The organism is uncultured Lutibacter sp. (assembly GCF_947495725.1).
Classification (GTDB): domain Bacteria; phylum Bacteroidota; class Bacteroidia; order Flavobacteriales; family Flavobacteriaceae; genus Lutibacter.
In genome coordinates, this window is sequence record NZ_CANLZZ010000003.1 from 43,334 (window position 1) to 55,662 (window position 12,329).

11 protein-coding genes are annotated in these 12,329 nt (G+C 28.5%); 5 read left to right on the forward strand and 6 right to left on the reverse strand.

Translation table 11 applies throughout. The annotated features are described in order from the left end of the window. Both Q0776_RS07160 and Q0776_RS07165 read left to right on the forward strand, forming a co-directional pair. Window positions 1–1,359 (forward strand): peptidylprolyl isomerase, encoded by a 1,359-nt coding sequence (locus Q0776_RS07160; protein ID WP_298366481.1) that lies wholly within the window; start codon window positions 1–3, stop codon window positions 1,357–1,359. Between the two features lie 2 nt (window positions 1,360–1,361). After that, window positions 1,362–2,315 carry a MoxR family ATPase gene (locus Q0776_RS07165; RefSeq protein WP_298367482.1) on the forward strand — a complete coding sequence of 318 codons (954 nt, stop codon included), beginning with the start codon at window positions 1,362–1,364 and terminating at the stop codon, window positions 2,313–2,315. Here the strand turns inward: Q0776_RS07165 and rsmD are convergent. Genes rsmD through Q0776_RS07180 form a run of 3 tightly spaced genes read right to left on the reverse strand, consistent with a single transcriptional unit; the run spans window position 2,307 to window position 4,400 of the window. Continuing rightward, window positions 2,307–2,861: a 16S rRNA (guanine(966)-N(2))-methyltransferase RsmD gene (rsmD, locus tag Q0776_RS07170; RefSeq protein ID WP_298366483.1), complete on the reverse strand. Its 555-nt coding sequence runs from the start codon at window positions 2,859–2,861 to the stop codon at window positions 2,307–2,309. The two genes, Q0776_RS07165 and rsmD, sit on opposite strands and share 9 nt — an antisense overlap. After that, a complete protein-coding gene (locus Q0776_RS07175; RefSeq protein ID WP_298366485.1) occupies window positions 2,861–3,700 on the reverse strand; it encodes a DUF3822 family protein in 840 nt (279 codons plus the stop codon). Before Q0776_RS07175 ends, rsmD begins: the two co-directional genes overlap by 1 nt. Further along, window positions 3,672–4,400 (reverse strand): hypothetical protein, encoded by a 729-nt coding sequence (locus Q0776_RS07180; RefSeq protein WP_298366487.1) that lies wholly within the window; start codon window positions 4,398–4,400, stop codon window positions 3,672–3,674. The genes Q0776_RS07175 and Q0776_RS07180 overlap by 29 nt, the downstream gene beginning before the upstream one ends. A gap of 103 nt (window positions 4,401–4,503) precedes the next feature. Between Q0776_RS07180 and Q0776_RS07185 the strand changes: the two genes are divergently transcribed. Continuing rightward, the gene (locus tag Q0776_RS07185) at window positions 4,504–5,931 is read left to right on the forward strand and encodes an ATP-binding domain-containing protein (protein ID WP_298366489.1); all 1,428 of its coding nucleotides are present in this window, start codon (window positions 4,504–4,506) and stop codon (window positions 5,929–5,931) included. A 2-nt stretch (window positions 5,932–5,933) separates the two neighbouring features. Here Q0776_RS07185 and Q0776_RS07190 read toward each other — a convergent pair whose 3' ends face one another. The 3 genes from Q0776_RS07190 to Q0776_RS07200 all read right to left on the reverse strand — a co-directional run bounded on the left by Q0776_RS07190 (window position 5,934) and on the right by Q0776_RS07200 (window position 9,017). Next, on the reverse strand, window positions 5,934–7,481 hold the full coding sequence (locus Q0776_RS07190; RefSeq protein ID WP_298366491.1) for a PAS domain-containing sensor histidine kinase: 1,548 nt from the start codon (window positions 7,479–7,481) through the stop codon (window positions 5,934–5,936). Further along, window positions 7,475–8,581, reverse strand: a complete 1,107-nt coding sequence (locus Q0776_RS07195) for an FIST N-terminal domain-containing protein (protein WP_298366493.1) — start codon at window positions 8,579–8,581, stop codon at window positions 7,475–7,477. The genes Q0776_RS07190 and Q0776_RS07195 overlap by 7 nt, the downstream gene beginning before the upstream one ends. 115 nt (window positions 8,582–8,696) lie before the next feature. After that, complete coding sequence (locus Q0776_RS07200) at window positions 8,697–9,017, reverse strand: YbaB/EbfC family nucleoid-associated protein (protein ID WP_298366495.1); 321 nt, start codon at window positions 9,015–9,017, stop codon at window positions 8,697–8,699. A 70-nt stretch (window positions 9,018–9,087) separates the two neighbouring features. On the opposite strand from Q0776_RS07200, the gene Q0776_RS07205 reads away from it, so the two are divergent. Both Q0776_RS07205 and Q0776_RS07210 read left to right on the forward strand, forming a co-directional pair. Continuing rightward, complete coding sequence (locus tag Q0776_RS07205) at window positions 9,088–11,154, forward strand: S9 family peptidase (protein WP_298366497.1); 2,067 nt, start codon at window positions 9,088–9,090, stop codon at window positions 11,152–11,154. 84 nt (window positions 11,155–11,238) lie between these two features. Then, the gene (locus Q0776_RS07210; protein WP_298366499.1) at window positions 11,239–12,276 is read left to right on the forward strand and encodes a cysteine synthase family protein; all 1,038 of its coding nucleotides are present in this window, start codon (window positions 11,239–11,241) and stop codon (window positions 12,274–12,276) included. Window positions 12,277–12,329: the final 53 nt, after the last annotated feature.

Consider the following 12,329-nt stretch of genomic DNA (forward strand, 5'->3'; position numbering starts at 1 on the left):
ATGAAGAAAATAAGTATACTAATTGCTTTACTTTTAACTTTTGCAGTAGGAAAATCACAAGAAAGATTAAAAGTTGACGGAGTGGCAGTTGTAGTAGGTAAAAACATTGTTTTAGATTCTGATATTGATAAATTTAAAAAAGAGTTAAAGCAACGTATGGAGGGTAAGTTAGATATTACCGATTGTGAAATTCTTGAAGAAATTATGCTTCAAAAATTAATTGCTCATCACGCAGTAGTTGATAGTGTTTTGGTCTCTGAAGCTGAAGTTAATTCGGAAGTGGAACGAAATATAGCTTATTTTTCTCAACAATTAGGTTCTATGGATAAGGTTGTTGAATACTATGGATTTACAGATGAAGAAGATTTAAGAAAAGAGTTATATGGTATTCAAAATGAGCAACTTCTTATACAAAGAGAGCGTGCAAGTATTACAGAGGATATTGATGTTACTCCAGAAGAAGTTAGAACGTATTTTAAAAATCTTGAAAAAGATGATAATTTACCAGAATTTAGTGCTGAAATTGAATTGGCTCAAATTGTAAAAACTATAAAACCAACAGAAGAAGAAACTAATAGAGTTTATGAAAAGTTAAACAGTATTAAAAAAGATATTGAAGACGGTTATAGTTTTAGGTTAAAAGCACTTATCAATTCAGATGATCCTGCTGTATCTGGAAATGGTCCTGGTTCTGGAGGGAAATATACCATTACACGACAATCAAATTTTATTAAAGAGTTTAAAGAGGTTGGGTTTAGTTTAGATGAAGGTGAAATTTCTGAACCATTTGAGTCTGGTTTTGGTATTCACATAATTCAGGTTGAAAAAATTAAAGGACAAGAAAGAGATGTTCGACATATTTTAATACAACCAAAAGTTTCTGAAGAAGAATTAAAAGCTTCAAAAGATGAATTGGCAAGAATAAAAAAAGAAATATTAGATGGTGATATAACTTTTGAAGAAGCTGTTGTAAAATATTCTGATGATATTGAAACAAAAAACAGTCAGGGTTTAATATTAAATCCACAAACAAATGATACTCGTTTTGATTTAACTCGTATGGATCCTAATTTATATAAAAGGGTTAGTAGTTTAAAAGCAGGTGAAATTACAGAGCCATTTTTTGATGAAATTAGAGGAGAGTCTAAAATGCATAAAATTATTTTACTTAAAAGTAAAACAGAAACTCATACAGCAAATTTCACCCAAGATTACGAAAAAATTCAACAGTTAACACTTCAGAAAAAACAAGAAGAAACTATTGACAAGTGGGCAAAAGATAAAATTGAAGACACATATATTAAAATTAATAAAGATTTTAAGAATTGCGAATTTAAAAATAATTGGAAAAAGAAATAAATATGTCTGATGTTGCTGTCTTAAAGGTATTGGTCGAAAAGCACGGGTTGCTTAAGAAGGAAATAGGAAAAGTAATAATAGGTCAAGATGAAGCAATTGATCATATTTTACTTTCTATTTTAAGCGGAGGACATTCATTGTTAATTGGAGTTCCAGGTTTAGCTAAAACGTTAATTGTTCAAACAATTTCTAAAACACTTGGCTTGGATTTTAAGAGAATACAATTTACTCCAGATTTAATGCCCTCTGATATTTTAGGAAGCGAAATATTAGACGAAACCAACCATTTTAAATTTATTAAAGGGCCTATATTCAGTAATATAATTTTAGCGGACGAAATTAACAGAACACCTCCAAAAACACAAGCAGCCTTATTAGAGGCAATGCAAGAGAGAACTGTTACAGTTGCAGGGCACCATCACAAATTAGCAAAACCATTTTTTGTTTTAGCAACGCAAAATCCTATAGAACAGGAAGGAACTTACCCGCTTCCAGAAGCTCAATTGGATAGGTTTATGTTTTCAATTCAATTGGATTATCCAAGTTTTGATGAAGAAGTTGCTGTAGTTAAAAGCACAACTAACGATGAAAATCCAGTTTTAAAGCCCATTGTATCAGCTGATGAAATAAATGCGTTTCAACACTTAATTAGAAGAATTCCTGTTGCTGATAATGTAATTGAATATGCAGTAAAGTTGGTTTCAAAAACACGACCTAAATCGCAATATTCTACCAATATAGTTAATAATTATATCGATTGGGGTGCTGGACCAAGAGCTTCACAAAATTTAATTTTAGGAGCAAAAGCAAATGCAGCAGTAAAAGGAAAATATTCACCGGATATTGAAGATGTACAAGCCGTTGCATATTCTATTTTAAAACATAGAATTGTAAGAAATTATAAAGCTGAGGCAGAAGGAATTTCTGAAAAAGAAATTATAGAATCTTTATTCTAATTCTTCTTCTGAATTTTCGAAAAAACTAAACATATTTCCTCCATATTTTTTTTGGTAGCTTAGTTTTGCTTCAGATTCTAATGTTGTATGCTTAGAATGCTCAATAACCAATAATCCACCTTCATTTAATAGCTTGTTTTTAAATACGAGTTCTATTATTTTTATAAATTGATCAGTTTCAAAACCATATGGTGGATCTGCAAAAATTACATCGAAAGTTGTTTTACAGTTTTCGAGGTACTTGTACACATCACTTTTTATAGTATTTATATCTAATTCTAATGTTTTGGAGGTTTCATTTATAAATCGAATGCAGCCATAATGTGCATCAACCGCAACAATTTTTGTGGTTCCTCTAGATCCAAATTCATAACTGATATTTCCGGTACCCGAAAACAAATCTAAAACACTTAATTCATTTAAATAATAATGGTTGTTTAAAATATTAAAAAGTGCTTCTTTCGCCATATCTGTTGTTGGACGAACAGGTAGTTTATTTGGAGCTTGAATTCGTTTACTTTTATGTTTACCAGATATAATTCTCATTAAAATTGATTTAAAAGTGTAAAATAGGAGTGAGGCGATACATTTTCAATAATTTTAATTGTTGAATGCTCTTTGTAAAAATCGATGTTTCTAACATATTGAAATGCAATAGCGTATAATTCTGATTCTTTTTCAATATCACCTAGTAAGAGTAATTGAAATTCTTCAGGGTTTAAATTTAATTGCTCTGCAACAAACAAAATGTAGTAAATAAAATCCTCTTTTGTTTTAAATGAAAAAGAATTATAAAGTTCTAATTTATTCTTTTTTAATACTACAATTTCAAAATTGAGGTTTGTAACGTTTACAAACATTATTTCTTTTTCAAAATTTTTATATTTATTTAAAAGCGTTTCAATTAAAACTGTAGATGAGTGCTTATAATTAAAAGCGCCAAATTTATCTATTAAAAAGTTATTTATGTTTACAAAAGGAATATAAACATTTACAATTTCAGAATTTGAAATTTGATCGTAGACTAAATAATCGTTTTCAAGTACTTTTACAGAGTATTTTAAATAGTCACCTAAATTATCTTTATTAAAGAAGGGTAGTGGTACTTGAGTAACTAAATTATTAAAATGAGTTACATTAACATTTTTAAATTTAGCCTGCAGTAAAGGTTCTTGTTTAAATAAATTTTCAACTAATTCTAAATGTTTATAAGGTGTATTAACATTTTCAAATTCGAAATGTGCAAAAGCATTTATTATTTTATAATTTGAATTGTATATACAAAAAGAAAATCCATCCAAACTAAGTTGGATGGATAGTTGATTTTCTTCTAGATTTTTTAAATCTAAATTTTGTTTAGTTATCTTTTTTATCTCCTTTATCATAAAATGGAGGCCAGTTACCGTCTTCACTAACTTCACCTAAAGAACCAATTCTAATAGCTTCACCTCTTACTTCTTCACCACCAATTGCTTCTTTTTCTTGTTTAATTAAGTTATAATCCATTCCTTTTAAAATTAAAGCTTTATCAACTTCAACTTGGAAAACAGGAGCTTTTAAACCTTGAATTTTTTCAACGAATCCAACTTCAATTTTAAATTTTTGATCCGTTCCTGGAATCTGCATCATATTTTTGTAGTTTCTTCCGGCAAAAGATGTTTTAACATCTTCGTATCCAATTGTGTCTACAACTCTTTCTTCAATTTCTTTTGTAATACCACCACCAACATTAATAGTTTTAGGAACGTTACGTGTTTGTGTTAAAGCAAATTTAGCAGTATCAATAAATTTAATTAAATTTTCTCCATTATCTGTGTATTTACCAGTTACTTTTTTATGAGCAACTTCTGCATCACGAATAATTTTTAAATTTTCAATTACTTTAGCATAACGTACTTTTTTCTCTTTATTGAATTTTATTGGCTTTCTAATCTCAAAATTGATTTTGTATACTAGCAATGCTGCAAGACCAATTAATATTATTGAAACTATCCAATGTAATTTTCTTGGAATATAGTTAACTATTGCAAAAGCTAATAAGCCTGTAACTAGGATACCCGCTAGGATAATCAAAATTGTTGTCATTTGAATTTTATTTTTTAATGTATGTACGCAAATCTACAAATTTTTTTTAATGCGAAAAACTTTTCGGGCAAAATCAATTTGTATATTTGAATTTTATTTTCTTATGACAAAATCAGCACCAGAATTTTATAAAGAATTATTGCAAAAATTTCCTTTTGAACCCACAAATTCACAGGAATTTTTATTAGAAAGTTTGTCCAATTTTGTTTTTAGTAAAAACAAACAAGATTTATTTTTATTAAAAGGTTACGCAGGTACTGGAAAAACGACAACAATTAGTACAGTTGTTAATAATTTATGGAGAATGGGAAAAAAAGCTGTGTTACTAGCTCCAACGGGTAGAGCAGCAAAAGTTATTTCTGGTTATGCAAACAGGCAAGCATTTACAATTCATAAAAAAATATATTTTCCAAAAAAAAATAAAGGAGGTGGAGTAGATTTTACTTTGCAACCTAATAAGCATACAAATACATTTTTTATTGTTGATGAAGCTTCAATGATTCCTGATAGTCCAAGTAATGCTAAGTTATTTGAAAATGGCTCGCTACTAGATGATTTAATTTCTTATGTATATTCTGGTGTTAATTGTAAAATTATTTTTATTGGAGATACGGCACAATTACCACCAGTTAAATTAAATATAAGTCCGGCATTAGATGGAGATAAATTAACTCTAAATTATAATAAGGATGTAACTGAAATAGAATTGGACGAAGTAATGCGACAACATGCAAATTCGGGAATATTAATTAATGCTACTGAATTACGGCTTATTATTGCCAATAACGGATATGAAACGTTTCAATTTAAATTAGGGTATCCAGATTTAATTAGATTAACAGATGGATATGATATAGAAGATGCAATAAATACTGCTTATGATAATATTGGAGTAGAAGATACGGCATTTATTGTTCGTTCAAATAAACGAGCAAATCAATATAATCAACAAATTAGAAGTAAAATTCGTGGACAAGAGAATGAAATTTCTACGGGAGATTTTGTAATGGTTGTAAAAAACAATTATTATTGGTTAAAAGAATCTAGCGAAGCTGGTTTTATTGCTAATGGCGATATTTGTGAAATACTTCAAATATTTAATATTAAAGAGTTATACGGATTTAAATTTGCCGAAGTAAAGGTGAGAATGATTGATTACCCAAACGAAAAGCCATTTGAAACAGTTTTACTTTTAGATACTTTAACCTCAGAAACACCTTCTTTGTCTTATGAAGAATCTAATAAGCTTTACAAAGAAGTAGGAAAAGATTTTGCACATGAAAAATCTAAGTATAAACAATTGCTAGGTATAAAAAACAGTAAATATTTTAATGCATTACAAGTTAAGTTTTCATATGCTGTTACCTGCCATAAATCGCAAGGTGGGCAATGGAAAACTGTTTTTATTGAACAACCATACTTACCTGATGGCCAAAGTATCGAATATTTAAGATGGTTATATACAGCAGTAACCCGTGCCCAAGAAAAAGTATATTTAATTGGTTTTAAAGATGAATTTTTTATTGAGTAAATTTAGTTTTTAAATGGATGAGTAAAATAAAATGTAGAACCTTCATTTTTAATGCTTTTAACCCATATTTTGCCTCCTAACATTTCTACCAAAGCTTTGCTAATTGAGAGTCCTAAACCTGCACCTTGTGTTGTATTTGTATCTTCAATATCTGCTTGTATAAAGCGCTCAAAAATAGCTTTTTGTCTATTAGGATCAACTCCAATACCAGTATCGCGAACATAAAATTCTATTGTATTTGTTTCTTTTTTTAAGTTATAACCAATTTCAATAGATCCTTTATTGGTATATTTAATCGAGTTTTTTATAAGGTTTGTAAAAATGGCATAAAATTTTTCATAATCTGTATTAAATATTGCAAGCGTATCGGTAAGTGTTTTGTTTATGATTAACTCAAGGCCTTTATTTGTAGCTTCAACATTAAAAAAATTAAAGAGGTTATTTAATTGTTCATTAATATTTACTTCAGAATATTTAATAGACATTAAACTTGCTTCAATTTTTGAAAGATCTATAATATTATTAATTAAATTAAGCATTCGGTCGCCACTTTTTTCAATAATACTTATATATTTTTCTCTTTTTTCGCTTGATAAATGGGGTGTTTTTAGTAGCTCGGTGAAACCAAGAATCCCACTCATGGGTGTTCTAATTTCGTGACTAATATTTGCTAGGAAAGCTGTTTTTAAAAGCTCACTTTTTTCGGCTTCTTCTTTAGCATTTATTAAATCTTGTTCAGTTAGTTTTAACTGAGTTATATCGAATGCTGAAATTAATATAGCATCTAATCCAATCCATTTTATAAGACCTGTATTTACATTTAACCAGCTTTCAGTTTTATCTTTTTTTATAATTTTAATTTCAGAATTGAGTGTTTTTTGCTCTTTTAAATTAGTTATTATTAATGTTTTATAAAATGATTTAAAATCTGGATGTAACAAGTCAGAAATTTTTAAGTTAACCAATTCCTTAAAATTGTAGCCAGTAATGTTCTCCGCAGAATTATTAGCATATATAATACTATTATTATAATATATTAAAATGCTTGCAGCGGTTGAGTTTAAAAGAGTACGTAAACATTGTTCACTTTCTATTAAAGATTTTTCAGCTATTTCACGTTGTGTTTTTTCCTGCGCTTGTGATAATTTTATGCCTAAATAATTAATAATTTGTTTTAATTCATTTGTTAGATTAATACTGAATGGTTTTTTTCTACCTAGTATTAAAATTCCATAATTATTTAAATTGTATGCATAATATATTGCGTTTTCATGTATTAATTGTGAACAGGGCTCAAAATCTAATTGCGATTTACTCAAAAAATAGGATTTAACTTGCTGCCAATCTTTAGAATTTTTATTCACATAAGGTATTAGCATAGTTTCCTCAAATCCAAGGGAGTTTTTTTTAAAAACTCCTGCCGAAAAACAATTTAGTTTTCTAAGGTAAAGAGGAATACTTTTTTTTAAAATTGTTAGTTCATTAGTATCGCTAGAAGCACTAAAAACAAGTTCTAACAACATTTCTGTTTGTAGGTTGTGTTTTACCATATAGCAATTACAATTGTTTTATTAAAAATTTCTAAAACAGATTCTCCTGAATTTGCAATTTCCCCAATACTTAATATTCCAGAAGTTGGTGCTTTTTTTTCAACAACATTAAGTTCCATATCAAAACTATCTTGCATGTATAGCGCTCTTGAAATACAATCTAAACAAAAAGAAGTTTTTATTTGACTTTTATCGCTATTTGAAAAAGCTTTCTCAGTTGCAGTTAGTGCACTTTGAAGTAGTGATTTTGTATTCCCATTCATTATTTCAATATATTCCCCTTCGTGTATTATATCAATTAAATATAGTTTATTTTTAAAAGTTTTATAGGGGTCCCTAACCACTTTTTCTGCATCTATTTTTGAAATTCCTAAAGGGTATGATTTAGCAATTTTAAAAAAATTAGTATTATTAAATTTCTTATTGGAGTGTAATTCAACAATTTCTTTATAAGTTTCAAAGGCAGGTTTCCAATTTATATCAATTATTTCATTTTTAAATGTTTTAGTAACTTTTAGTGGAGTTGATATTGACTCCCAACCATGTGCTGCACCAATCGCAATTTTGTTGCTTGTCCATCCAATTACAGCAGCGTTTTTGTGTAAACCATAATTATTTATAATGCAAGGGAATGAATTAAAACTTAAGGAACCTGCTCCACCACCAATATAGGTTGGATTTACACCAAAAAAATTAAATAAATTTTCAATAAAACGACTTTTGTTATCGCTTAATGCATCATAAAATACAAATAATGAACTTGAAGAATCTATGGAGTTTTGTTGAGTGGTTTTTAATTGTTTTAAAATAGATTCTGCAGAATTGGATAGTTTTATTAGTTGAGTGTTTAATTCAAATTGTAAAGGAATTAATAAAACACCAGTAAACTGCCTATTACCTTTAAAAATTATTTCAGGAAATATACCACCAATTATAGGTTTGCTAATTTTGTTAAGAATTGGATTAAGCTCACTTTCATTGTAATGTTGTTCATCTGCCATAAAAAATAAAACAGACTTTACATTTTTATCATTTTCATAATTAAATAAATGACTTTTTAATGATGTAATATTTTGAGGGGGTAAATATATCTCATTCATAAAATTTAAAAACTTTTAAAATAGTATAATAGTGGGCTTATTATAACTTTTTGTGTAACAACAATCTAATTTCAATAAAATAATTAGTTAAATATTAATAATCACATTAGGTTTTTTATTTAAACATATCCATTCCCGGAATGTTTGGCATTCCATCTTTAGCAGCTATTGCCAATTCATGTTCACTAATATCGTTTGCTTTTGAAAGTGCTTTATTTAAGGCAATAATTAAATAATCTTCAATTTCTTCCTTGTCGGTAAGCTCTTCTGCAATTGAAATAGATTTTACATGTTTATTAGCTGTAACGGTAACCTTTACACTACCATTAGCAGAACTTTCATCAATTAAAACTGTATCCAATCTTTTTTTAGTGTCTTCTATTCGTTGTTGAGCTTCTTGCAATTTGCCCATCATTCCAGATAAATCTCCAAACATTTTTGTGTATTTTTTAACTTGTTTAACATGCAAATATAGTACTTTTGCCGCTTAGCAAAAATGTTTAATAATGATAAATAAAGTACTTTCACCACCTAGTGTTGAGAAAATTGAAAAGAAATTAGAAATTCATGGTGATGTTAGAATTGATAATTATTATTGGTTAAATGAGAAGGAAAATCCAAAAGTTATAGCATATTTAAATGCTGAAAATGATTTTTATAACCTAAAAACCGAACATACAAATAAATTTCAAGAAGATTTATTTGATGAGATGAAATCTAGAATTAAAGAAGATGATGAGTCGGTTCCATATAAAAAGAATAAATATTTTTATATAACCCGATTTGAAAAAGGAAAACAATATCCAATTTATACTAGAAAAAAGCAATCATTAGAGGCAAAAGAAGAATTACTTTTTGATGTAAATATATTAGCTGAAGGATTTAAGTATTATAATTTAGCAGGGCTCTCTATTAGTTTAAATAATAAATATGCTGCCTTTGGAGTAGACACAGTAAGTAGAAGACAATATACCTTACAGTTTAAAAATTTGGAAACAGGTGAGTTATTTCCAGAAAAAATAGAAAACACCACTGGAGGAGCAACTTGGGCCGCTGATAACAAAACAGTATTTTATACTCAAAAAAATCCAACCACATTAAGAGGTGAAAAAATATTTAGACATGTGTTAGGTACTGACCCTTCACTTGATGTTGAAATTTTTTACGAAGACCAAGAAGCATTTAGCACTTATGTTTATCGATCAAAATCTGATGAATATATAATTATAGGATCACATAGCACAGTATCTACAGAATATCGATATTTAGAAGCTAACAATCCAAATGGGGATTTTAAAATATTTCAACCTAGAGAAAGAGATTTGGAATATAGTATAGCTCATTATAATGGTTATTTTTACGTATTAACGAATAAGGATAATGCAACTAATTTTAAATTAATGAGGGCTTCAAATAGTAAAACATTAAAAGAAAGTTGGGAAGAAGTTATTCCTCATAGAGAAGATGTTTTATTGGAGGATATTTCTATTTTTAAAAACTTTTTAGTAGTTGAAGAACGAAGTAATGGATTAAATAAAATAAGAATAATCCGCTGGGATAAAACAGAAGATTTTTATTTACCATTTGAAGAGGAAACATATTCAGCTGGAGTTTACTTTAATCCCGAATTTGATACTAACATAATACGTTATGGCTATAATTCAATGACTACACCTAGTTCGGTAATAGATTTTAATGTAGACACAAAAGATAAGGAAGTTAAAAAGGAGCAACAAGTTTTAGGTGGAAAATTCGAAAAGAGTAATTACAAAAGTGAACGATTATGGGCAAATGGAAGAGATGGAGTAAAAATACCAATTTCTTTAGTATATAATAAGAATACTAAAATTTCAAAAGACACACCATTATTATTATACGGTTATGGATCTTATGGACATACAATAGATGCTGGTTTTAGTACAACACGATTAAGTTTATTGGATAGAGGATTTATATTTGCAATTGCACATGTTAGAGGAAGTGAATATTTAGGTCGTAATTGGTACGAAAATGGAAAATTATTAAACAAACACAATACTTTCTATGATTTTATCGATTGCTCAAAATATTTAATTGAGCATAAGTATACTTCAAAAGAACATTTATATGCTAGTGGAGGATCAGCAGGTGGATTATTAATGGGAGCAATAATTAATATGAATCCAGAATTGTACAATGGCGTATTGGCTTCGGTTCCATTTGTAGATGTTGTTACAACAATGTTAGATGATAGTATTCCATTAACTACAGGAGAATATGATGAGTGGGGAAATCCAAATGAAGAAAAATACTATAATTGCATGAAATCTTATTCTCCATATGATAATGTTAAACCACAAAAGTATCCAAATATGTTGGTTACAACTGGTTTACACGATTCTCAAGTACAATATTTTGAACCTGCAAAATGGGTAGCGAAACTTAGAGAGTTAAAAACAGATACAAATATTTTAATAATGCATACTAATATGGAAGCAGGTCACGGGGGTGCATCGGGAAGATTTGACGCCCTAAAAGAAGTAGCTCGAGATTATAGTTTTATACTAGATTTGGAAGGAATAAATGCTATTTAAAAAAAAATATTAAATTTGCATGTTAGAAAATTAATAATAGTTCAAATAGTTACATAATTTAATATTTGAATTAAACTCTAAAAAATGAAGCAAAATACTGGAATAAGTAACAATATTTTAGATCTAATTGGTGATACACCTCTTATAAAATTAAACAAAATTACAAATAATCTTCCCGGTAAATTTTATGCAAAGTATGAAGGGTTTAACCCTGGACATTCTATGAAAGATAGAATTGCACTGCATATAATTGAAGAAGCTGAAAGACAAGGATTGCTAAAAGAAGGAAGTACAATAATAGAAACTACCTCTGGTAATACTGGCTTCAGTATGGCAATGGTAAGTATAATAAAAGGATACAAATGTATTTTAGCAGTTACATCTAAAGCTTCAATAGGTAAAATTAACATGTTAAAAGCAATGGGAGCACAAGTTTATGTTTGTCCAGCACATGTTAAAGCAGACGATCCAAGATCTTACTATGAAGTAGCAAAGAGATTGCATTCCGAAACAGCAAATTCATTATACATTAATCAATATTTTAATAAATTAAATACCGAAGCTCATTATAATTCTACAGGTCCAGAAATTTGGAAGCAAACAAACGGAGAAATAACACATTTAGTAGCTGCAAGTGGAACTGGAGGAACAATTTCTGGGGTTTCTAAGTTTTTAAAAGAACAAAATCCAAAAATAAAAACGTTAGGTGTTGATGCATTTGGATCAATTTTAAAGAAATTTCATGAAACTAAGGAATTTGATAAAAATGAAATTTATCCTTACAGAATTGAAGGATTAGGAAAAAACCTGATTCCAACGGCTACAGATTTTGATGTAATAGATATATTTGAGAAAGTTACAGATGAAGCTGCAGCCCATAGAGCTCGAGAATTAGCCGTTACAGAAGGTTTATTTACAGGTTATACAAGTGGCGCCATTATACAAGCTACTATGCAATACGCTGAAAAAGGAATGTTCGATGAAAATTCAAAAGTAGTTTTAGTACTTCCAGATCACGGATCTAGATATATGGAAAAAATATATAGTGATGATTGGATGGATGAGCAAGGCTTTTTTGATACAGAAAAACAAGCTAAAGGTAAAGTAGAATTTATTAAATAAAATATTTTAGAAAAAAATAAAAAAAGAGGTCTAAATTAATTTTTTAGACCTCT